This is a genomic window from Halorhabdus sp. CBA1104 (assembly GCF_009690625.1).
GTDB lineage: Archaea > Halobacteriota > Halobacteria > Halobacteriales > Haloarculaceae > Halorhabdus.
This window is the reverse complement of sequence record NZ_CP033878.1, coordinates 1,514,113-1,536,424: the sequence shown is the minus strand read 5'-3', so window position 1 is coordinate 1,536,424 and position 22,312 is coordinate 1,514,113. Positions and strand designations below refer to the sequence as shown.

At 59.6% G+C, this 22,312-nt stretch carries 25 protein-coding genes; 19 read left to right on the top strand and 6 right to left on the bottom strand.

The features are described 5' to 3' along the window. Positions 1 to 43: 43 nt before the first annotated feature. Positions 44 to 904: an aminotransferase class IV gene (locus Hrd1104_RS07765; protein ID WP_154552220.1), complete on the top strand. Its 861-nt coding sequence runs from the start codon at positions 44 to 46 to the stop codon at positions 902 to 904. On the opposite strand, the gene Hrd1104_RS07760 is transcribed toward Hrd1104_RS07765, so the two are convergent. Further along, positions 898 to 1,185: a transcriptional regulator gene (locus Hrd1104_RS07760; RefSeq protein WP_154552219.1), complete on the bottom strand. Its 288-nt coding sequence runs from the start codon at positions 1,183 to 1,185 to the stop codon at positions 898 to 900. The two genes, Hrd1104_RS07765 and Hrd1104_RS07760, sit on opposite strands and share 7 nt — an antisense overlap. A 175-nt stretch (positions 1,186 to 1,360) precedes the next feature. Between Hrd1104_RS07760 and Hrd1104_RS07755 the strand changes: the two genes are divergently transcribed. Both Hrd1104_RS07755 and Hrd1104_RS07750 read left to right on the top strand, forming a co-directional pair. Next, positions 1,361 to 1,747, top strand: a complete 387-nt coding sequence (locus Hrd1104_RS07755) for a 30S ribosomal protein S6e (RefSeq protein WP_154552218.1) — start codon at positions 1,361 to 1,363, stop codon at positions 1,745 to 1,747. 106 nt (positions 1,748 to 1,853) lie between these two features. Further along, a complete protein-coding gene (locus tag Hrd1104_RS07750) occupies positions 1,854 to 2,729 on the top strand; it encodes a CheF family chemotaxis protein (RefSeq protein ID WP_154552217.1) in 876 nt (291 codons plus the stop codon). Positions 2,730 to 2,748: 19 nt separating this feature from the next. Here the strand turns inward: Hrd1104_RS07750 and Hrd1104_RS07745 are convergent, their stop codons facing one another. Further along, entirely contained in the window at positions 2,749 to 3,612 is an 864-nt protein-coding gene (locus Hrd1104_RS07745) for a CheF family chemotaxis protein (protein ID WP_154552216.1), read from the bottom strand. A gap of 1,091 nt (positions 3,613 to 4,703) precedes the next feature. On the opposite strand from Hrd1104_RS07745, the gene Hrd1104_RS07740 reads away from it, so the two are divergent. Further along, entirely contained in the window at positions 4,704 to 5,654 is a 951-nt protein-coding gene (locus tag Hrd1104_RS07740; RefSeq protein ID WP_195837559.1) for a bifunctional UDP-sugar hydrolase/5'-nucleotidase, read from the top strand. A 33-nt stretch (positions 5,655 to 5,687) separates the two neighbouring features. On the opposite strand, the gene Hrd1104_RS07735 is transcribed toward Hrd1104_RS07740, so the two are convergent. From Hrd1104_RS07735 to Hrd1104_RS07720, 4 genes are read right to left on the bottom strand one after another with little or no spacing between them, the layout of a single operon-like run. Beyond that, complete coding sequence (locus Hrd1104_RS07735) at positions 5,688 to 6,917, bottom strand: HEAT repeat domain-containing protein (RefSeq protein WP_154552214.1); 1,230 nt, start codon at positions 6,915 to 6,917, stop codon at positions 5,688 to 5,690. A gap of 1 nt (position 6,918) precedes the next feature. After that, positions 6,919 to 7,734, bottom strand: a complete 816-nt coding sequence (locus Hrd1104_RS07730; protein ID WP_154552213.1) for a protein-glutamate O-methyltransferase CheR — start codon at positions 7,732 to 7,734, stop codon at positions 6,919 to 6,921. Between the two features lie 52 nt (positions 7,735 to 7,786). Next, positions 7,787 to 9,772: a chemotaxis protein CheA gene (gene cheA, locus Hrd1104_RS07725; protein ID WP_154552212.1), complete on the bottom strand. Its 1,986-nt coding sequence runs from the start codon at positions 9,770 to 9,772 to the stop codon at positions 7,787 to 7,789. A gap of 5 nt (positions 9,773 to 9,777) precedes the next feature. Further along, positions 9,778 to 10,851 (bottom strand): chemotaxis response regulator protein-glutamate methylesterase, encoded by a 1,074-nt coding sequence (locus Hrd1104_RS07720; protein ID WP_154552211.1) that lies wholly within the window; start codon positions 10,849 to 10,851, stop codon positions 9,778 to 9,780. 245 nt (positions 10,852 to 11,096) lie between these two features. Between Hrd1104_RS07720 and Hrd1104_RS07715 the strand changes: the two genes are divergently transcribed. From Hrd1104_RS07715 to Hrd1104_RS07645, 15 genes are all read left to right on the top strand, one after another. Further along, positions 11,097 to 11,522 carry a chemotaxis protein CheW gene (locus Hrd1104_RS07715; RefSeq protein WP_154552210.1) on the top strand — a complete coding sequence of 142 codons (426 nt, stop codon included), beginning with the start codon at positions 11,097 to 11,099 and terminating at the stop codon, positions 11,520 to 11,522. 95 nt (positions 11,523 to 11,617) lie between these two features. Continuing rightward, a complete protein-coding gene (locus Hrd1104_RS07710; RefSeq protein ID WP_154552209.1) occupies positions 11,618 to 12,343 on the top strand; it encodes an ATPase domain-containing protein in 726 nt (241 codons plus the stop codon). 163 nt (positions 12,344 to 12,506) lie between these two features. After that, positions 12,507 to 12,842: a helix-turn-helix domain-containing protein gene (locus tag Hrd1104_RS07705; protein WP_154552208.1), complete on the top strand. Its 336-nt coding sequence runs from the start codon at positions 12,507 to 12,509 to the stop codon at positions 12,840 to 12,842. Between the two features lie 171 nt (positions 12,843 to 13,013). Then, the gene (locus tag Hrd1104_RS07700; protein ID WP_154553218.1) at positions 13,014 to 13,292 is read left to right on the top strand and encodes a hypothetical protein; all 279 of its coding nucleotides are present in this window, start codon (positions 13,014 to 13,016) and stop codon (positions 13,290 to 13,292) included. Between the two features lie 189 nt (positions 13,293 to 13,481). Then, positions 13,482 to 14,126 carry an archaellin/type IV pilin N-terminal domain-containing protein gene (locus Hrd1104_RS07695; protein WP_154552207.1) on the top strand — a complete coding sequence of 215 codons (645 nt, stop codon included), beginning with the start codon at positions 13,482 to 13,484 and terminating at the stop codon, positions 14,124 to 14,126. 149 nt (positions 14,127 to 14,275) lie between these two features. Next, entirely contained in the window at positions 14,276 to 14,920 is a 645-nt protein-coding gene (locus Hrd1104_RS07690) for an archaellin/type IV pilin N-terminal domain-containing protein (protein WP_154552206.1), read from the top strand. A gap of 149 nt (positions 14,921 to 15,069) precedes the next feature. Beyond that, on the top strand, positions 15,070 to 15,726 hold the full coding sequence (locus tag Hrd1104_RS07685) for an archaellin/type IV pilin N-terminal domain-containing protein (RefSeq protein ID WP_154552205.1): 657 nt from the start codon (positions 15,070 to 15,072) through the stop codon (positions 15,724 to 15,726). Between the two features lie 129 nt (positions 15,727 to 15,855). After that, positions 15,856 to 16,509: a hypothetical protein gene (locus Hrd1104_RS07680; RefSeq protein ID WP_154552204.1), complete on the top strand. Its 654-nt coding sequence runs from the start codon at positions 15,856 to 15,858 to the stop codon at positions 16,507 to 16,509. A gap of 126 nt (positions 16,510 to 16,635) precedes the next feature. Beyond that, positions 16,636 to 16,995: a chemotaxis protein CheY gene (cheY, locus tag Hrd1104_RS07675; protein ID WP_154552203.1), complete on the top strand. Its 360-nt coding sequence runs from the start codon at positions 16,636 to 16,638 to the stop codon at positions 16,993 to 16,995. 3 nt (positions 16,996 to 16,998) lie between these two features. Beyond that, on the top strand, positions 16,999 to 18,225 hold the full coding sequence (locus tag Hrd1104_RS07670) for a chemotaxis protein CheC (protein ID WP_154552202.1): 1,227 nt from the start codon (positions 16,999 to 17,001) through the stop codon (positions 18,223 to 18,225). Beyond that, complete coding sequence (locus tag Hrd1104_RS07665; RefSeq protein WP_154552201.1) at positions 18,222 to 18,737, top strand: chemotaxis protein CheD; 516 nt, start codon at positions 18,222 to 18,224, stop codon at positions 18,735 to 18,737. The genes Hrd1104_RS07670 and Hrd1104_RS07665 overlap by 4 nt, the downstream gene beginning before the upstream one ends. A gap of 234 nt (positions 18,738 to 18,971) precedes the next feature. Next, the gene (locus Hrd1104_RS07660) at positions 18,972 to 20,678 is read left to right on the top strand and encodes a FlaD/FlaE family flagellar protein (RefSeq protein WP_154552200.1); all 1,707 of its coding nucleotides are present in this window, start codon (positions 18,972 to 18,974) and stop codon (positions 20,676 to 20,678) included. Next, positions 20,662 to 21,102 carry a flagellin gene (locus Hrd1104_RS07655; protein ID WP_154552199.1) on the top strand — a complete coding sequence of 147 codons (441 nt, stop codon included), beginning with the start codon at positions 20,662 to 20,664 and terminating at the stop codon, positions 21,100 to 21,102. Before Hrd1104_RS07660 ends, Hrd1104_RS07655 begins: the two co-directional genes overlap by 17 nt. Further along, on the top strand, positions 21,095 to 21,544 hold the full coding sequence (locus tag Hrd1104_RS07650) for a flagellar protein G (RefSeq protein ID WP_154552198.1): 450 nt from the start codon (positions 21,095 to 21,097) through the stop codon (positions 21,542 to 21,544). The genes Hrd1104_RS07655 and Hrd1104_RS07650 overlap by 8 nt, the downstream gene beginning before the upstream one ends. After that, the gene (locus Hrd1104_RS07645) at positions 21,541 to 22,302 is read left to right on the top strand and encodes an ATPase domain-containing protein (protein ID WP_154552197.1); all 762 of its coding nucleotides are present in this window, start codon (positions 21,541 to 21,543) and stop codon (positions 22,300 to 22,302) included. Before Hrd1104_RS07650 ends, Hrd1104_RS07645 begins: the two co-directional genes overlap by 4 nt. The last annotated feature ends 10 nt before the right edge of the window (positions 22,303 to 22,312 follow it).

Genomic DNA, 22,312 nt, shown 5'->3' with positions numbered 1-22,312 from the left:
CGAACGCCAACACACAAGCCCCGACCGCCCCAACGACGGCGTGATGCAGTATCACGTCGACGGCGAGATCGTCCCTGCCGAGGAAGCAACTGTCTCCGTCCGGGATCGGGGCTTTCAGTACGGCGATGGGGCTTTCGAGACACTCCGGGCCTACGGCGGCGAGATCTTCGCCTGGGACGCTCACGCCGACCGCCTCGAAGCGACTGCCCAGACGCTCGGATTTGCCGAGGCGATCCCGTCCCGGGACGACCTCCGTGCGCGAATCGACGAGACGGTATTCGCCAACGATCTCGACGATGCCTACGTGAAGCTCTCGATCACGCGTGGCAGCCAGCCCGGCAAACTGACGCCCGATCCAGCCGTCGACCCGACGATCGTGGTGCTCGTCGACTCGCTGCCGCGGGGCGGCGTCGACGGGCAACCCGTCTGGGACGGTCCGGCCACCGTCGCAACCGTCGATACCGAGCGCGTCCCGTCGGCAGCGATCCCCGCCGGCGCCAAGACGCATAACTATCTCAACGGCATTCTCGCGCGTCTGGACCTCGCCGCCGACTGCGAGGAGGCACTCATGCTCGACACCCAGGGATATCTCACGGAGGGCGCGACGAGCAACCTCTGTTTCGTCGCTGACGGCGTGCTCCACACCCCGACGAGCGAGCAATCGATCCTGCCCGGTGTGACCCGCTCGACCGTCCTCGATCTCGCCCGTGCGGAAGGATTACCGGTCGAGGAAGGGCGGTACGAGCCAGCACGGTTGCGTGCCGCCGAGGAGGCCTTCCTGACGAACACGACCTGGGAGATCCGGCCGGTCGATCGTGTCGATGGCCAGTCGATCGGCGGCGGCCCCGTCACCCAGTTGCTGGCTCGCCTCTACGACCGTCGGGTCGAACGCAGCTGTTACTGATCTTCGATCCGGAAGACCGGGGGGTCGATGCTCTCGCTGTGGCAATCCGGGCAGCGACTCGGGACGTTCACGCGGTCGTCGAAGTTCGTGAACCCGCAGTCGGAACATTCGGGTGGAGCGACCAGTAGCTGTTCGTCGCTGCCGGACAGCGACGCTGCGACGTGTTCGACGTGCTCGATCGCGGTCGCCGTCGAGAGGTCGAACGCCGCGGCGATCGCTGTCGCCGAGAGGGCTTTCTCGCGGAGTCGGTCGGCGATCCGCTCGCGGGTTGTCTGTTCCATGCTGTCCTGACAGTCACGTGCGGGCAAAGCCGTTTGGATCTAGGGGTGGGCTTTCAGATCTGTCCTGTCTCCTCTCTTTTCGACCGGCTGCGCTGGTATGTCGGCGACGTGCGTCCGGAATCGTCCGGCGCGACATTCCGACGGGCTTTTTTAGCGTGCCCGGCTTGGATCGGGTATGGCCGACTTCACCGTCGCGGTGGCCGACCCGGACACCGGCGACACCTACCAGGTCGACGTAGACGGACAGAACGCAAATCGATTCATGGGCCGCGAAATCGGCGACGACGTGGCAGGCAGCGCCGTCGGTCTCGACGGCTTCACGCTCTCGTTGACCGGTGGCTCGGACGATGCGGGCCGCCCGCTTCGGGAAGATGTCCGTGGTCCCGACCTCAAATCGGTGCTTCTCGAGGGCGGAACTGGCTTCAACCCCGATCGGGAGGGCGAGCGCAAGCGCGTGACTGTTCGTGGCCGAGAAGTCAGCGACGCGGTCCGCCAACTCAACGTGCGGATCGTCGAGCACGGTGAGGGCGACGTCGCCGAGCTGCTGAGCGACGACGAGTAACGGCACCCGTCCACGAGTATCTTCTCGTGCCGTTTTTTCGATTGATATTCACACGAAACCCTCAATACTTGGCCCTTCGTATACCGGTACATACTCGCGGATACACATGTCGGAATCAGTCATCGCGGATTTCGTCGGCAAGTTCAACTCGGAGCATACCGCCCGGTCCGAACCGACGACTGGACGGGTGCTGTTGAGTCAGAAGCGACTCGTTCTCGCGGCCGACGAGACGAAGACGACGATTCCGCTGGGCGACGTCATCGATGTTGCGGTCGGTCACGTTCCCCCCGATCTGGGTGATTTTTTCGACTCGACAGTGACGGTCGCCTTCAAGAAGGACGATCGCCGCCTCGTCGCCGTCATCGAAACTGACGACGAAAAGATCGATAAATTCTCGACAGTCCTGTACAAGGCGTTGCTGAACGGGACTGAGGCGACAGTCAAACACCCCGCCGAGATCGGCGGCCGGGTCACCGACCAGACGTATGCGCCTGCGAAACTCGCGTTACGGCCCAAAGCAGTGACGTTCAATCGCGCAGACGACGCGATCACCGTTTCACTGTCTCAGGTGACGGAGTTTACGCGTGAAACACGCGACGTCGCCGGCGCCCAGCGAGCGACGCTGACTGTCAAGCACAATCCAAATGGGCAAGCTGTGACCACGATCGCTGCTCTTCCCTCCGCTCGAAAGCTCTCACTCTTGGGCCGCTACATCCGGCTGGAGTACAGCGATCTCATGGCAGATCTCAAGGACATCGAGCTCTCGGACGCGGAGATCGAACTACTGGTTGCGGTTTACTCCGCCGGCGATATCGAAAACGTCCCGCTGGCGAACGTTCTCGACCGGGAGGCAAGCCAAGTGACGATGCTCCTCAACGACCTACAGAGCAAAGACCTCCTCGCTTCGACGGACGCCGGCCCGACGCTCACGTCTAAAGGTCGGGTTATCGTCAACAAGCACTTAGACGACGTCAACGATTGAGGGGCCGGCCGACTGGGAGCTAGCGATCGCCGATCACGTCGCCGGCGATCGACCGCCCTCGTGGTTTGAGGCCGACCTCGCGGCGGGTCCGTACCCTTTCGACGACATCGCGCTCGGCGAGGTCGTCGAAGATGGCCTCAACTTCATCGACGTCTATTCCGACGAAATCGGGGATTTCGAACGGTGAAACGCCCGAATATAGCGCCATCAGGACCTCACGCTCGTCGTCACTGAGATCGATATCGGATTCGACGTGTTGGTCACCCGACCGTAACAGCGATGCCAGGACCGCACTGTCACCGGACGATCCAGACAGGTACGTCTTGATACTCGTGCCGTCGATCGCGTGCTCGGCTTCCAGGACGGTCCGTTCGTCGCCCATGACGGTCCGTTCAGTTTCGGCGACCGTCCCGACGTCGTCGAGTGCAATCTCGACGAACTGCCCACTCGAGATCGCCAATTCGACGGCGTCTTCGCCGACTTTGACACGTGCTTTCTCCCAATCAGTATCCTGGACGACGCCGCCTTTGACGGCCGGATGCTTCGCCAGGACAACCTGCTGGTCGAGCCGAGCACGAAAGAGTTCCGTCGCGAATTGTTCCTCGTCGGCCGGTGAGAGCAACAATACGTCTCGGCCGTGTTGGATCGAAATGTAGCCCGACACCTGTGCGATCGCCTCGTTGACGTTCTGGCGAGTCCGGATGCTCCGAATGTCTGCGACGCTTATGGTCCGCTTGCCTTCGTTGCTCGCCAGCACGAGTCGTTTGTTCGAGAGGACCAATCGCCCGGGAATCCACTCGACATCGTTGAGCTTCCGGCCGTCCTTGACCACCTGGACGAACCTGCCCTTGGCATCGGCGAGCGTGTGTTCGCCTTCGCTCATTTGTTTCGACTGTCGTCCCACGACGGTTGGTCAGCCACCGTAATAACATCTCGGCTCCCGCTGCTTTCTTCTAGATTGAATGATCCACGACGCCACGATGTGACACTGAATACTCTTCGGGATTTATATACGCAGATACTTATAAAGTAGCCGAATATCGGGACGAGACAGTTGCTGACGGGCATCGAGATCATTCTCTTGGCTCCTCTATCGACGCGAAAATTCGCCATCCATTTTCCACGTTCGCTCCGCTTGGCCCCGTTTCGGTTCGAGTTGTGGTCCTCAGATCGAAGCGGCAACGAAAACGCTTTACCAAATCTTTATATGAGTATGTAATTATAAATGTAAGCCGTGTCTCGAAATAACACATCCGTTTCCCGACGTACTTTGCTGAAAACGATCGGATCGGCAGGCGTCTTCGTTGGCCTGGCCGGTTGTTCGTCGTCGGACGAGACGGAGACGGCCGAACCGTCCCAAACTGCGACGCCGACCGAGACGGCGACCGAAACGCCCACGGAAACGCCGACAGAAACCGAATCGGCGACTGGTACGGTGTCGATCATTCACGATACCCACTTGCAGGGTCGCTACGGGGAACTCGACGAGACCGAGAACATCGCCAACTACATCGGGTTGATGGATCAACTCAACGAGGAATATCCCAATGCCCTGCGCCTCGGGGTCGGTGACGACCTCGCGTCGTCAGTCCTGTCGTCTGTCTTCGACGGCAAACACATCGTCGACGCCCTCAACGCCGGCTCGCTCGACTACGATGGGTTCGGCAACCATGACTTCGACATGGGGCCGGACACGTTCCGCGAGCAAGTCGCAAACAGCGACTTTCCGTGGCTCAGTGCTAACACGATCAACGGTGAGACGGGAGAGATGTTCGCTAAAGCGGAGGGCGCAAAGCGATACGAACTCACCGAAGTCGATGGCATCACAGTCGGCGTGACGGGCATCCTCACTGAAGAGACGCCCAACGTCGCGACGGTCGGGAACGCCGAAGTGCGCGATCCGGCATCTGCGCTACAGGAAGTCGTCCCGGAGATGCGACAAAAGGGGCTGATGTCGTCGTCGTTCTCTCACACGTGGCCAGTCCGGTCGTCGAAGAGGAAGTCGCCCCGAAAGTCGACGGCGTCGACGCCTACGTCGGCGACCACGCGGCACTCGACTACGAGACGCCGAAGGTCGTCAACGGCAGTCTCGTCTCGATCATCGGAGACGAGTTCAAATATCTCGCCGAACTTCACCTCGATGTCGAGGACGGCGAGGTCGTCTCCCACGAGTTCACCCGTCACTCGCTGGCCGAAGCGGTCGATCGCGGCCTCGAACCAAACACAGAAGTGGCAGACCTCGTGCGGTCCTATCAGGACCAACTCGAGGAAGAAGTCGGAGAGGAAATCGGCCGTACCGAGACGACCCTCGACGCGCGTGAAAAAGTCGTTCGCCGTGAGGAGTCAAACCTCGGGAACTACGTCGCCGAGAAGATGCGCAACCACCTCGATGCAGATGTCGACGTCGCGCTCATGAACGGCGGCGGAATCCGAACGAGCGAACAGTACGGACCCGGAACGCTCACCCAGCGTGACATCATCAACATCTTCCCGTTTGGCAACCGCCTGACTGTCTTGGAAGTCACTGGCGAAACGCTCCGCTCGGCCCTCGAGAACGGAGTCAGCGAGGTCGAGCGTCTCTCCGGCCGGTTCCCACAGGTCGCCGGCATGGAGTACACCTGGGACATGAGCAACGAGGTCGGCGAGCGTATCACTGAGGTGACTGTCGATGGGGACCCACTCGATCCCGACACGACCTATGCTCTGGCCACGAACAACTTCATCTCTGGTGGTGGCGACGGCTACGAGATGCTAGCCGACGCTCCACAGACCCTCAAGCCGGTCAACGGCCCGTTGCTTTCCAGTCTGCTCATCCGCCGTATCGAAGCCGAAACCCCGATCGCACCCGAGCGTGACGGCCGTATCACGGTCAAGAACGCCAACTGGGAGACTGTCGCCGCCGAGAAGATTCCACTCTTCGCCTGATCGCCCTCGGTGTAGTCGGTCACTCGCGACGATTCACGACCGACCGCCGAGCTTCGAGATCGCAGAGAACGCTCGCTTTCGGATCTCTTCGGTGTCGGTCTCGTCGAGCAACGTATCGAGTGTTTGTCTGGCTTCCTCACCGCCGACTTTCCCGAGCGTGAAAATCGCTTGTGCGCGAGCGTCGGTCGGACGGTCCGTGTCGGTTACGACGTCGAGCAGCCGATCGGCCACGCGTTCGTCTGCATCTAGCTCGGCCAGACTGGTCGCGGCGAATTGGGCGGTCATCTGATCGTCGTCTTCGAGTGCGGTGATCAGTGCGCCGACTGCCCGCTCGTCCGGGTCCGTCACGACACGCCCGAGTAACCACGCGGTGTTGCGTCGCTGGGCCGCCTGGGTTCCTTCTTCGATGATTTCGACCAAAGGCACGACGACGCTCTCGTCGTCGGTCTCGCTCAACTTGTCGACGATCTCCTCGCGGATCTGGTGACTCTTCTGTGTCGGGACGTTCGCAAGCAATTGGATGAGCGCGTAGACTGCCGTTCGGCGGACGATCGCCGATTCGTCGCTCAGCGCCGTGACCAGCGGGTCGACTGGGGCAGCGTTGTCGAAGTTGCCAAACGAGCTGACGGCCACCCGGCGGACCTGATCGGACGGGTCGTCGTACATCTCGAGCAACGCCTGCAACGCCTGGCGATTACCGATCCGTCCCAGGGCATCGGCTGCCTCGCGACGAACGCTTGCGACCCTGTCGTCGAGTAGTGTTTCGAGCGGACTACAGGCTCGTGGATCACCGATCGACCCGCAGGCCCGGGCTGCGCGTGCCCGAACGCGTGGGTCGTCGTCCTCGAAGCACCCAACTAGCGGTTCGACCGCGTCACTCTCCCCGAACTGCCCGAGTCCGTTTGCCGCGGCCATCCGCAACTCCGGAATGCCGGCATCCAGTGCTTGGACGAATGCCTTCGCACGCACCCACTCTGCTTCCTCGCCCTCGAAATCGACGCTAGCCATCGTCTCGATCAGTTGCTCGATGGCCCCCTGGCCGAGTTCTTCGAGTGAGTCGACGGCCGCCGCGGTCACCGTGTCTGCGTCGTCTTCTTTGGCGGCTCTGACCAGCGCACTGATGATGTCTCGCCGATCTTCGTGCTCGCCGAATTCACCCAGCATTTCGGCGGCTCGTTGGCGGACTTCCTCGGTGTCACTCTCACGGAGCAGTCTGATGAGTTCCTGAACGTTGCCTTCCCGGTGTAGATCGAACAGAGACATGTCAGCGGCGTTCGTAGATCCGGTGTTGTTTGTCGACCGCGTCGAAATCCGAGCGCGCCCCGGCCGGGATCGTCTCCGTCATGCCGATCATCAGGTAGCCGCCGCCCCGGAGTGACCCGCGGATCGTCTCGAAGATCGGGTCCTTGTAGGAGCCGTCGATGTAGATGAGGAAATTCCGACACAACAGGAGGTCGAGGTCCTGTTTCGGGTCACCTCTGATGAGGTCGTGTTGCTCGAAGGTGACCATGTTCTTCACACGGTCGGTCACCGAGAAGGTGTCTGCATCACGATCGACGTATTGCTGGTTGTTCGTCAGCGGCGCTAATTCCTCGGCGATATCCGACGTCTGTGAGGCCTCGTAAACCCCCTCCCGAGCTACTTCGAGGATGTCCGGGTTGATGTCTGTCGCCAGAATATCCAGCCGACGGGCGTCGATTTCCGGATCGTCGAGAGCGAGCATCGCCAGGGAGTAGGGCTCGCGACCGTCCGCACAGGGCGCACTCCAGGCTTGCACTTGGCGGTTTTCAGCCGTCAGTGTCCGGAGAACCGACCGCACCCCCTCCCAGGCGTCCGGGTTCCGGAAGAAGCCGGTGACATTGATCGATAGTGAGTCTAACAGTGCTGCTTGCTCGTCCGAATCGCGCTGGAGGAGTCGTTCGTAGGCCTGGTAGTCGTCACTCCCGGTCCGCCGGATGCGAGCAGTGATCCGGCGATCCAGGTAGGAGTCGTTGTAAAAGTCCGACTCGAAGGCCAGTTCCGACCCGATGTAGGCGAGCAGCGATTCGAATCCCCGCTGTGATCCCGACCGGCGACTCATCGATGCATCACGTTATGTTTTCTCATGGCTCGTTGGTAATGAGGTCACCGGTCTACAGCGTCACGACGTCGAGGATGTGGACGATGTTCCCGTCGCCCAGGACCGCCGTGCCCGAAAGTCCGGGCGTCCCCGAGAGGATTCCCTCGAGGGGCTTGACGACGACTTCCTCCTGGCTGTTGACCTCGTCACAGCGTAAGGCCACTTTGCGTTCCGATTCCCGGACGCGAACCAGCATGCCGTCGCCGTTTTTCGTCTCCCCGGGGACATCAAAAGCATCTTCGAGATGGATGATCGGGTAGATCTCGTCGTTGTGTTTGATGACCTCGCTGCCGTTGATCGTCCGGGCTTCCGTGGCGGCGGTGATCTCGTCGACGTTCTTGATCGGGATGCCGTACTGCTCGTCACCGACTTGGACGAACAGTACCTTCACGATGGCCATCGTCACCGGCAGGCGTAGCGAGACGGACGTTCCGTCTCCGGGTGTCGATTCGACGTTGACGGACCCATCGAGTTGCGTTACTGTCTCGTGGACGACGTCCATACCGACCCCGCGGCCCGACGTGTCGGTGACCTCCTCAGCCGTCGAGAACCCGGGGTGAAAGACCAGATCGTAGATCGCTGAATCGTCCATCCGTTCGATCTCTTCGGCGGATCGAACCCCCTTTTCGAGGGCTTTCTCGCGGATCTCCTCGACGTCCAGCCCGGCCCCGTCGTCCTCGACGGTGATGACGACGTGGTCGCGCTCACGGCGAGCGCGCAGTTCGATGTGCCCTTCGCGAGGCTTGCCCGCGCGTTCGCGCTCGTCGGGCGACTCGATCCCGTGATCGACCGCGTTCCGAAGGATGTGCATCAGCGGATCGGAGATCTCGGTCAGGATCGTCCGGTCGAGTTCGATGTCTTCGCCCTCGATGGTGAACTCGACTTCCTTGCCCAGATCCCGTGAGAGGTCACGGACCAGCCGCGGGAACTTCCCGACGACCTTTCGCAACGGGATCAACCGCATGTCCATGACCGTGTTCTGGAGGTTGGCAGTGATCTTATCGAGTTCGTTGAGTGTCTCGGTCGCCGAATCCACGTTCTCCTGTTCGGTCGCCCGCCGGAGCTTGATCCGGCTGGTCACCAGCTGCTCGACCTGGCCGTGCAAATCATCGAGTTGACCGACGTCGACCCGGACGGATTTGATCTCGTCGACAGACGAGTCCCCGTTGCTGGCGGAGGCGGCTGCCCCAGCATCGTCGTCTTCGGACCCAGTGTCGGCGGCGGCGACCGCCGCTGTGACGTCGTCGACCGTCGCCCGCTCGATCGAACCTGCCTCGTCGATTGCGGCTCGGACGGTTGTTTCGTCCCCAGCAGCGGCGAACACCGAGAATCGATCCTCGAAGTCCCCGTTCTCGACGTCATCTCGATCGGGATCGGTCGCCAGCAGGTCAAGCGACTCGGCCAGTGATTCGACGGCCAACATGGCGTCGACACCCTGCATGTTCCCGTCACCGACGTCGACGTCGATGTGATAGACCTCGCCCTCGTCTGGTTCTGGGACGTCGGTCCGGTCGAGAATTGCCGTCACGTCGCTGTCCGTAGAGTCGGTGTCGTCGTCTGCCGTGTCCTCGGTAGCAGACTCCTGGCTGTTTTCGTCGCCGCTGGATCCAGCTGCTTGGGATCCTTCCTCGATGACGGTCCGGATGTCATCGACGATGGCGGTCGTGTCGGCTGTCGGCTCACCGCTTTGCTCGATTTCGTTGACGATGGCCTCGATCTGGTCGACACCGGCGAACACGAGGTCCATTACTTCGGGGGTGACCTCCATCTCGCCCTGGCGCATCTGGTCGAGTAAGTCTTCGACCGCGTGGGCCAGGTCGCTGGCGTCGTCAAAGCCCATCGCGCCGAAGTTACCCTTCAGCGTGTGGGCCGTCCGGAAGATCGATTCCATCGCCTCCTGGTTTTCGGGGTCCGATTCGAGTTCGAGCAACGAGTTGTTCAACTGCGTGATCGCCTCCTCGCTCTCGCGGATGAAGGCGTCGAGGTATTGATCGTCCATTGTGATTAGTGCACCTCCGGTTTGACTGCCTCGATGATCCGGGTCGAGATCGAGTCGAGCGAACAGACGTCGTCTATCTTTCCGGTTTCGACGGCTCGCTTTGGCATGCCATAGACCGCCGAAGACGCCTCGTTCTGTGCGAGCGTCGTGCCACCGGCATCTTTGATCGCACGAATGCCGTTGGCACCGTCTTCGCCCATCCCAGTGAGGATGACGCCGACGAGCGGATCGTCAATCGCGGCTGCCGCACTCTCCATTGTCACGTCGACCGACGGCCGGACACTGTTGACCGGCGCGTCTTCGGTCAACGCGACGCGGAGTCGTCCATGCGTGTAGTTCGAGACCTCCATGTGATAGCCGCCCGCTGCGACGAGGGCATCACCGCCACCGATCCGATCGCCGTCGCTGGCCTCACGGACCGTGTACTCGCTGCGGCCATCGAGTCGGTTGGCGAATCGGCTGGTAAACTCGTCGGGCATGTGTTGGACGACGAGGATCCGTAAGTTGGCCGCGACGGGCAACTCCGAGAGGACCCGTTCGACGACGGTCGGCCCTCCCGTCGAGGAACCGATCACCAGCGTCGGATTGTCGACGTACTGCTCGGCACCACCGGCTGGTGTCGCCGATTCCGTCGTGGCTCCTTGACTGTTCCGGGCGGCCCTCGCAACTGGGTCTACGTCCGCAACCGTCCGCACCATTTCGACGAGCTGGTCTTTCAGGCGGGACATCTCCATGGACACCTCGCCGCCGGGTTTCGTGAAGAAGTCCACGGCCCCTTTTTCGAGGGCTTCGAAGGTCACGTTGGCGTTCTCGTCGGTATGGGCGCTGAGCATCAGGACCGGCGTCGGACACTCGGCCATGATCTGCTCGACTGCTTCGATGCCGTTCATCTCCGGCATCTCGACGTCCATCGTCACGACGTCCGGTTCCTGCTCGCACACGATTTCGGTTGCCTCGCGACCGTTCTTCGCAGTCGCGATGACCTCGACTCCGCCCTCCTCGAGGATATCCGAGATGACACTCCGCATGAAATGGCTGTCATCCGCGACGACGGCGCGAGGCGATGACCGTGCTGACATATTCAGTATGATACCCTATGGGGCAGTTCGGTTAAAGGTGATCACCGCGGCTCGATCTCGTCCGGTCATTGGCGGGTCACTCCTTGGACAATCTTGCCCAACGCAGCAAATAAAGACTCCGCCGTCGGAATCATCGCTGATAACCTGATGAACACACTTAAGGTGATTTTCGCGGAACTAATGGTCAGAAACGATTCAGCGGCGTCCCCCACCGCGGAGCGGTCGCCACTGGGAGGCTATCACAGATGTCAAATTCGACCGGCCAAGTCCTAGAGTTCAAGCTCGGCGACGAGCGGTATTGTGTCAGTATCGACTACGTGACCGAGATCGTCGACGTCGGCGAGCTCACGGCCGTCCCGAATTCGCCGCGCCACGTCGAGGGTGTCATGGACCTCCGAGGTCGCACGACCTCGATCGTCGATCCGAAGGTCGTCTTCGACATCGAAGAGTCCGGAGAGCAGCGCCGGATCATCGTGTTCGATCCGGAAATCACGGCCGATCAGGAAGCTGCCGGGTGGCTCGTCGACGAAGTCTATCAGGTTCGGGCGGTCGACGAGGAGAACGTCGACCCCTCGCCCGCCGGTGCTGGCGCGGCCTCGATCAAGGGCGTCGTCAAACGCGACGACGGATTCGTGATCTGGGTCGATCCAGTCGCGGTACACTCGGCGTAACGCCTGTCGCCGTACGGTCAGTCCCCGCACGATGCAGAAGCCTTTTTGACTGTTCGCCTACCAATCCACTATGACCCAACCTGGGACTATCTACGATGGTTGAACTCACCACAACCGGTATCGACGGGCTCGACTCGATCCTCAACGGCGGGATCGTCACCAACTCGACGACGCTCGTTATCGGGACGCCCGGCGCTGGCAAGAGTATCCTGGGCTTGCAGTTCATCTACAACGGCGTCGAGCAGTTCGACGAGCGTGGGATCTTCTTGTCCTTCGAGGAAAATCGTGAGGACTTGGCCGCTGCGGCCGAGTCGATCGGCTTCGATCGGTGGGCCGAACACGTCGAGGCAGGCGATATCAAGGTCTACGATAAGCGTCGTCTCCTGCGGGAGAACGATTTCTCGGACACACTCGAAGTCCTCCTCGACGACATCGAGCAAGACGAGTACGATCGGCTCGTGTTAGACTCACTTGCGATGTTCGAGCTCTTTTTCGACGACGAGAGCGAACACCGGACGTATCTCCTGAAGTTCACCGACATCCTCAAACAAAACGGGTTGACGAGCCTGTTGACGAACGAGCAGTCGACGGTATTCCCGGATACTGATATCGGACTGGAGAACTTCCTCACCGACGGCAATATCTACCTCATCCAGACGCCGACAGAATCTGGCGTCAACCGCTACGTCTGGGTCGCGAAGATGCGCAAACAAGATATCGAGACAGATATCTATCCCATGGAAATAACCCAGGGTGGCATTGCGGTCCACGACAACGCCAGTGCGTTCTCGATGATGAACGACTCCGAGTCGCCGCTCTGAGCCCCTCTCCCGTAGTGAGAATCTCTTCTCATTCGTGAAAACGACCGTTTCACCACCGCAATCGCCGTCAAACGTCATTTCTCGCTTCCGTCTCGGGATATCGATTTTACCGCGCTTTCATGGTCGATACCTTTACTTTACTGTGCTTCATTATCTGATAACAATGGTATCGGTCGATTTGCTCCGGACCCTCGGAAACAAGTACAGCGCCGAGATTCTGGACGCGACCGAGGAACCGAAATCTGCCCAAGAGTTGAGCGATCAGCTGGATATCCCGATCGCGACGTGCTATCGGCGGATCGACGAACTCACCGACCACAATCTGCTCGAGCTCCACGACAACGTTCTCTCGGACGACCGTCGACGCATCAAGGTGTACCGGCGGAACGTCGACGCAATCGAGGTCTCCTTCGAGGAATCGATGCTGATCGACGTCGAAGAACGATCGGAAGTCACGAACAAACTCGACGAAGCCTGGCGTACGTTATCCGAGTCCTAGCGCGCCTGCGCGTGTGTCGCCCGTCTTCTATTCGTCGTCGCCCCTACCGCCATATTGTCGTCGTTTGTTACTGCATACGTGCCTACTCTGGCCGGGACCGGCCGATTATCAAAGCAGATATTTTCGAGGAATGATTTAATAGGTGACCTCGGTAATCATCAGTCGGTGCCAGTGATAGAACTCCTCTATGCGGTGTTGACGCTCGTCTTCGTCGTCGCAGGCCTGACGATGGTCGGGATGGCAATGCGGGCGTACGTTCAGACGTCGCGTCGTGCTATGCTTCACCTGTCGTTGGGGTTTGCCCTGGCAGTCGCGGGCGCCGCGTCGACGATGATCAGTGCGTTCCTGACTGGATTCAGCGGAACGCGGGGGCTGTTGCTCGTCAATAGTGGACTGACCACGTTCGGCTACTTGTTCGTGATGTACAGTCTCGTCACGTACGAGGCGTGATCGAATCGGCTTGACGTTGCGCGCTTGCTCTTTCTGTTGGGTGGTTTCTCCGCTGTTTTCGATTTTGTTACCACTCATTTCTGCCCGTGATTGTTGTTTTCATGTGCGATAATCGAGGGACTATTGTTAAGTAAATGCGTGAGAACCGTTCGGATAGAGTCTGGGAAGTAGAGCCCAGGCGGAGATACAATGTTCGAACGCAACGACAACAATCGGAACGAACGAGCCCAGGTCGGGATCGGCACACTGATCGTGTTCATCGCGATGGTGCTGGTCGCGGCGATCGCGGCGGGCGTGTTGATCAACACGGCTGGGTTCCTGCAGAGTAGTGCCGAAGAGAGTGGTGAACAAGCAGCAGAGCAAGTGACGAATCGGCTAGTCGTCGAAAACGCTGTCGGGAATACGACTGGCGAGGACGTTGATCGAGTTAACATGACGGTGCGACTAGCCCCAGGATCGAACAACGTCAATCTGAACGAGACGACGATTCAGTGGGTGACTGATACTGACAGTTTCAACCTCGTCTCAGATCGACTCGACAGTCCCCAGGGCGATGCCGTGTTTAATTGGACGGCACTTCGGGATGACGAAGGAGAGACCGACTCGTCGATTGAGAACGACGACACGCTGAACTCTCAAACTGACCGGGCAGTCCTGGTCTTCGAGACAAATAGCTCTAGCTCGTTCGTCAACAGCTCAGGCGCTGGCACGATAAGTGCTCTCGAAGCGGGTGACACGGTTGAAGTGACGATCAACACCCGGTCAGGCGGGACGACGACCTCGACGTTGGTCGTGCCACAGTCCCTCTCCGGAAAGGAAACTGTCTCCCTCTAGGCTAACTCCGCAGTCTTCTTCGGTTCTGCGTGCCGATTTTTCGACCTCAACAGACATTTTCATCCATGAGAATCGGGGGCCTGTTCTTAAGTGAACGCGTGAGAACTGTTCGGATAGAGTCTGGGAAGTAGAGCCCAGGCGGAGATACAATGTTCGAACGCAAAAGCGACAAACCGAACGAGCGAGCCCAGGTCGGGATCGGCACACTGATCGTGTTCATCGCGATGGTGCTGGTCGCGGCGATCGCGGCGGGCGTGTTGATCAACACGGCTGGGTTCCTGCAGAGTAGTGCCGAAGAGAGTGGTGAACAAGCAGCAGAGCAAGTGACGAATCGACTGGTCGTCGAAAATGCTGTCGGGAACACGACCGGCGATTTAGTTGATCGAGTTAACATGACGGTGCGATTGGCCCCAGGGTCGAACAACGTCAATCTGAACGAGACGACAATCCAGTGGGTGACTGATACTGATAGTTTCAACCTCGTCTCAGATCGACTCGACAATCCCCAGGGTGATGCTGTGTTCAACTGGTCGGCACTGCGAGACGACGAAGGAGCAGACGATTCATCGATCTCGAACGACGACACGCTAAACTCTCAGACTGACCGTGCTGTCTTGCATTTCCCCAGTGATGAGGATACTAGCGGCTCTGTTATCACTACTGGGAATAACGTTTCGGCGCTTGACCCGGGTGACACAGTTGAAGTGACGATCAACACCCGGTCGGGCGGGACGACGACCTCGACGTTGGTCGTGCCACAGTCCCTCTCCGGCAAGGAAACTGTCTCCCTCTAGGCCAACTCCGCAGTCTTTTTCGGTTCTGCGTGCCTGTTTTTTCGGCCTATACAGATATTTTCAACTCCGATAATTAGGGGATTGTTCTTAAGTGAATACACGAGGACAATTCGGTAGCCTCTGAGAAGTAGAGCCCAAGTGGACAGACAATGTTCGAACGCAACGACACCAATCGGAACGAACGGGCCCAGGTCGGGATCGGCACACTGATCGTGTTCATCGCGATGGTGCTGGTCGCGGCGATCGCGGCGGGCGTGTTGATCAACACGGCTGGGTTCCTGCAGAGTAGTGCCGAAGAGAGTGGTGAACAAGCAGCCGAGCAGGTCACGAATCGGCTGCTCGTCCAAAACGCTGTCGGGAACACGACCAGCGAATCCGTGGACCGAGTCAATATGACGGTGCGGCTGGCCCCAGGATCGAACAACGTCAATCTGAACGAGACGACAATCCAGTGGGTGACTGATACTGACAGTTTCAACCTCGTCTCAGATCGGCTTGACAATCCTCAGGGTGATGCTGTGTTCAACTGGTCGGCACTCCGAGACGACGAAGGAGCGGACGATTCATCGATCTCGAACGACGACACGCTAAACTCTCAGACTGACCGTGCTGTCTTGCACTTCGTGAGTACTGACGATAGCACGTCACCCATTACTCTCCAAAACAGCGCCGACAGCAACAAAATATCGCCTCTCAAAGCAGGTGACACGGTCGAAGTGACGATCAACACCCGGTCGGGCGGGACGACGACTTCAACGCTGGTCGTGCCACAGTCTCTCTCCGGGAAGAAAACTGTCCTTCTCTAAGCTGACTTCCGTTTCTTCTTGTATTTTGCCACAACGACTTGGTCCTTCCCTCTCTCGAAGTGTCGCTGTTTGACTATCGAAGTTCCTCCCACCGACGGAATTATTGTCGCCCGTCACTGAATCTCATGCATGGAGACGGGGGACGACCCTGACGACGAGGATGATGGTCGTGTGCTCGCACCGGAAGAGCTCGACATATCTGACGATGAGCACGTCGCAGAGATCGAAGACGGTCGCTACGTCGTCTCTCCGAACGATCCGATCGGTGACGTTAACGGAATCGGCACTACCGACTCCGCACCGTCGACTTCTGCTGATCCGGTTGCGGATGCGCCTGACGAACGGGACGAATCAGACTCTGCGCCCTCGACACAGCGACAATCCGACGAGACAGACCCACCGTCAGCGACTACGGAGCAGACTGACTCTCAGGAACTCACGGAAGCGGACATCGAAGCCTGGCTGCGCGAGTCCTTCAAATCGGCTAATTCTCGGTACGGCTTTCACGTCACGGCGACGTTCGACGGGCGTGTCTCCCAACGGCGGATGATGTCTAACGACGTGGTGACGATCTTCGAAAGCCTGATTCTCTGGTACGCCCAGCACATCGATAGCGAGACACCAGTCGAAGAAATTCTCGGGATCTTACTCACCGAATCGAACGTTCCGATCAGTTACCCAACAGAGCGCCTCTCTTCGCTCGTAAAATCACACGACCTTGGGCCGGATGATTCGATCGGAGACCTCCTGGAATGCGTCGATGAGGATGGCTTCGAGTTGTGAGTCCCCGGCGTGTCTTGCACTTGTGCGGACCGTCGTTCGGTTATCGGCTACTCAAATCGGTATCAATCGCGATAATCGTACGGAAGCATTTATTTGCTGAATTCGCCAACCTGCGAGGTACAAGACATGCCAGAAGTATTGATCGCGGACGACTCGGAGTTCATGCGGAACCTGCTACGTGAGATCTTGGAGGAAGATCATCGGATCGTCGACGAGGTCGAGAACGGCGTCGAAGCCGTCGAGGCCTACAAAGAGAACAACCCAGATCTCGTCATGATGGACATCGTCATGCCGATCAGGGACGGGATCGAAGCAACAGACGAGATCAAGTCCACAGACCCCAGTGCCAACGTCATCATGTGTACGAGTGTCGGGCAGGAAGAGAAGATGAAAGAGGCCGTCAAGGCGGGTGCTGACGGGTATATCACCAAGCCCTTCCAGAAACCGAGCGTGATGGAAGCCATCGAAGACGTCGTTCCATCCTGACCGATGAAGGTCGATATTCAGTCGCTCGGGACGTTCAATCAGCTCGCTCACGAGGGTGCCCAGCAAGCGACTGCATCGATGGCCCAGATGACAGGCATCGATGCAGCGGTCGACGTGACCAAGATCACGCTGGTCGACCGAGACGATATCGGTGAGCAACTGGACGAGCGGGATTTCGTCGGCGTCCAGTTCGACTTCGAGGGCGAACTGTCCGGCCAGACCGCTCTCGTGATGGATCAGTCCTGCAGTGAGACGCTTACCGACGCCCTGCTTCCGGGAGACTCCGCAGCCGAGATGGCCGAAAGCGGCGTCAAAGAGATCGGCAACATCATGATGAGTGGGTTCATCGACGGCTGGGCCGATTACCTCGAGACGACGATCGATCACTCGCCACCGACGTACATCGAGGGAGTCGGCCGGGACGTCATTCCCGATTCGAAGCCGTCTGAGACTCCAGCCGACGGTGCCGACCAGTTGTTCGTCTTCAAGAGTCAAATCGAGTGGCTCGAAGAGTCAGTCGATTTTTACATCTACATGTTGCCCGACTACGACTCGCTGACCGATCTGATGATGACCCACGCCGACACCGCGGGCGACGCCATTCCGATCGACAAGCTGCAGGTGTTCAATCGGATGACCGAGCGTGGGACCGAGAAGGCAGCCGACAACGTCTCGATGATGACCGGCATCGAGACGGAGGCGGAAGTGAGCCAGATCAGCTTCGCCCGCATCGAGGACGTTCCAAAGCAGATCGGGAACGCTCAGTACGTCGGCACTGTCGTGGAGTTTACTGGCCTCCCGAGTGGCTTCCTTCTGGTGTTGTTCGACGAGCAGTCGGCCAAAAACGTCGCCGAGGCGCTGATGCCAACTGACGTCGATAGCGACGAATTGACGGACCAGCACACCGCTGCAATCGAGGAATTGGGTAACATCATGACCAGTGGGTTCGTCGACGGCTGGGCCAACGTCCTCGAGACGTCTGTCGATCATACGCCTCCGCGATTGGTCCACGATATGGGCCAGGCAATCCTCGACCCGCTGGCTGCACAGGTCGGCCAACACCAGGAACACGCGTTCAGTATCGACTCTCGGATGCGGACTGACGAGATCGAGTTCGAAGCCGAGATTCACGCACTCCCCAACGAACGCGAGTTACGCCAGGCCCTGGACGAACTCATGGTTGAGCGCGCAGACAAAACTGAGGCAGATCCCGACGAACTGTTCCAATGAAGGTCTACGACGGCTCGGAACAGGCGGATGCAAGTACGACCGAACGGATCAAGGTCGGTATCGCCGAGTACGAGGTCTCGACGAACGGGGCCGTGTTGACGACCAGCGGACTCGGGTCGTGTATCGGCGTTGCGATCCGGGATGAGGCCATCGGGGCATCAGGACTGGTCCACGTCATGTTGCCCGCAGCCGACGAGGTCGATGGTGGCAATCCTGCCAAGTTCGCCGATACCGGGGTCGAAACGCTCGTCGACGAGATGGAAACTGCCGGCGCTGACCGATCCGATATGATCGCCAAGATCGCTGGTGGCAGCGACATGTTGGACTTCTCGAAAAAGGGGTCCGGGATCGGTGCTCGGAACGCGACCGTCGTCAAGGAGACGCTCCAATCGATGGACATCCCCGTCGTCAACGAGGATGTCGGCGGCAACCACGGGCGATCGCTCCGGTTCGAGGGCAGCAGTGGCGATCTCGTCGTCAAGAGCGCGAACATGGATTCCCGTCGTCTGTGAGATCGCCGTCTGTCCGATACCCCTCTGCATCTTTTCACGTTCTCGGCCACGACCAGTCAACGCAATGGTCGTTCCGAAAATCGATATTTCGAGGGTCCTGGAGCCGCCACGTACCGTCCAGTTGGGGGCGTCAGACGCTAATTTCTTTCCCGTCTCGCGGAATAGAACAATCAGTTATCAGATATGATACTCTAAACGGTACATTGAAGGGTGTGAGCGGCTACTTTTGTTGTGATGAGTGGTCTCTCGTCCCTGTGGCTCGAATCGGCCGTAACGACGGCGGCCGGTCGGCCCGTGTTGGATGCCGGCGGGTGGTTCCTGGGGCCGGCCGGAGCAGTGTCGCCGGAGCCGTTGCTCGTCGCACTGCTCTCAGTGGGCTTTGTCGGTATGAGTATCAGGTCAGTTTTCGACTCGATTCTTTCCGACGACGAGGAGGCACAACCGGACGATGCAGGCGGTGGCGAGGGACTGATGCCGGAGGAAGGCGGTGGCGACGATTTCGGTGAGCTGGGTGGACTCGACGATGGTGGTGACGAGTTTGGGGAATTCGAAGACGACGAGTTCGGCGACATGGACGGGGGGTCAGACACGGACGAGCTGGAACATCGACTGGACGAACTCGAAACGGAAGTCGGAAGTCTGTCTTCGACGGTCAACACCGTCCGCAACGAGAACGAACAGATTTCCGAGACGGTCGATGACGTCGAGGAGAACGTCCGGAAGCTGCTCGACATTTACGAGATGGTGACCCGCGGTGTCAATCCCTTCGCGGACGATATCGATGCCGGTGGACTCGGTGGCCCGGGCGACGAATCGTTTGGCTTGTTCGACGATGGCGACGACGACCAGGCCGACGACGATCTCGAAGAAGATATCGCCAACGCCGATGCAGAGGGGTTCTTCGACGAGGATCTCGTCGAGGACGACGACGAACTCGAGGCCGACACCGACGTCGGTGACGTTCTCGGGGGCGAGGAGCTTGAGGAGGGTGGTGAGGACGTTGCCTTCGACGACGAGTTCGAGGAGGATTTCGACGACGGCGACGATTTCGAGATGGACGATGACTTCGAGATGGATGCGGACGGCGACGAAAGCGATGGCGGCGAAGAAGGCGGCAAGTCCTTTGCGGAACTGAAAGACGAGTACGAGTCGGGCGACGCCGAGTGGGCCGAGGGCGACGAGGCCGAGCAGGCAGACGAGACGAGCTCGGACAACGAGGCGACCGAAGCTGACGACGAACTCGCAGACGAATCGGCTGACGCCTTCGACGAGATCGAGGACGAATCAGCTGATGCCTTCGACGAACTCGAAGACGAGTCAGCCGACGACGCGCTTGCGGACGACGACCTCTTCGATACGGTCATCGACGAGGACGAACAACAGGACGCAGTCGACACAGAGGCCGACCCCGACGCAGCCGCAGAGACTGACGACGCTGAGAAGCCCGCTGCCGACGGTGTTGCGGACAGTGCCGAAAGTGTGGACTCGGCGACTGTAGACGAGGCGGCTGTCGAGGAACCGACGGCGGATGCGGACTCTCAGTCGAACACTCAGGCGAGCGATCAGGCCGACACGGCCGAGGAATCGGCCAGCGGCGAGGACGGGAAGCCGTACCTCACGGAACTCCCCGATGGCTTTCTCGCCGACTTGATCGTCGTCGAGTGGCTCGAATTCCTCGTCGAGGAAGTCGGGATCCGAGCCACTGCCGAGGCGATCCACTACTACGAGCGCATCGACTGGATCGACGAGGACGTCGCCGACCAGCTTCAGGCGTATCTGCAGGGGTTCGACGCGGACAGCGAACCGGCGACGTTGACTATCGATCACCACACCAAGAGCCTCCGGTACGTGAGTCAGTTGAACGGCGGCGGTGCCGAGTCAGTCGCTCTCGAACAGATGCCAACTATGGCTGGAGGTGGAGCAGATGGGCTTCAGCGTTAGTGCCTCGGTGGCGATCATCTTCGCTGCGACGCTCATCGCCTTCGGGATGTTCCACACTGCCGCGTTCAACACCGTCGAGCGGGTAACAGACGCTCGTAACGCAGCCGAGGATGACTTGCTCACCCAGCAAAACACGGCCATCGCGGTCCACAACGCGACGTATTACGACGCCAACAACAGTCTCATCGTCACGGTCAACAACACGGGTGCGTCCGAACTGACCGTCGACGGGACGGACCTCATCGTCGACAACGACTACCAGACGAGTTTCGCCGAGCGGTCTGTCGACGGTGACACTGGGACGGGCCTGTGGCTGCCGGGCGAGCAGTTGCGATACAACGTTTCGGCCACTAGCCAGCCCGACCGGATCAAGATCGTCTCCGGTCCAGGGGTTGCCAGTACGGAGGTGGTCGTGCGTGGCTAGTGTCTCTGCGTCTCACCTGATCATCTTCATCGCGAGCATTCTCGTCGCAGCCAGCGTCGCTGGCGTGCTCACGAACACGGTCGGTGAACTCAGTCAAGCCGTCGACGAACTCGGCTTAGACGTCAGTGACGACGTTCGCACCGACATCGAATTCATCAGCGATAGCGGTGCGACCGTCTACGACCGCTCCGGGAACGGCAACATCACCCTGTACGTCAAGAACACTGGTTCTCAGAGCCTGCCCCCGGATCCCGTGGTGATGGACGTGTTGCTCGATGGCCGCTTCCAGACTGACTTCTCGGTGACGGTCGTCGACGGGGAGACTTGGGCCATCGGAAACGTCGTCCGGATGGATATTTCGGCCCCGGACCTTTCGAGTGGCGATCACCGTGTCCAGATTACGATCAACGGTGACGAGGAGGTGTTCGAATTTCGCACATGAGTATCGCAACAACTGACCTCTACTCGCTTGGCCTAGACGAGCGGGATCGACTCAACAAGGAACTGGGCGGCGGCATCCCTCCTGGTAGTATCGTCCTCGTAGAGGGCGACTACGGGGCCGGGAAGTCAGCGATGAGCCAGCGGTTCAGTTACGGGCTCTGTGAGACTGGCCAGTCCGTCACGATGCTCTCGACTGAATTGACGGTCGGGAGCTTTCTCGATCAGATGCACAGCCTCGACTACGGCATGGTCGAGCATATCCTCGACGAGAATCTGCTGTTCCTGCACGCAGACATTGGCGATTCGAACACGTTCCAGGGCGGCGACGAGGAGACCGATCGGATGGACCTGCTCAAACGCCTGATGGACGCCGAGGTGATGTGGGAGACGGACGTCATTATCATCGATACGTTCGACGCCATCCTCCGGAACGACCCCAAGTTCGAGGCCCTCGTCCGCCAAAACGAGGAACGCCAGGCTGCCCTGGAGATCATCTCCTTTTTCCGGGACGTCATCGCCGAGGGGAAAGTCATCATGCTCACGGTCGATCCCTCGACGCTGGATGAAGATGCGATCGGCCCGTTCCGGGCAATCGCCGACGTGTTCATCGAACTGGAGATGGTCGAGGTCGGCAACGACGTTCGCCGACAGATCTCGGTGAAACGCTTTGCCGGCATGGGCGAGCAGGTCGGGGACACGATCGGGTACTCAGTCCGTTCGGGGACAGGCATCGTCATCGAATCACGCAGCGTGGCCTAAAACAAACACA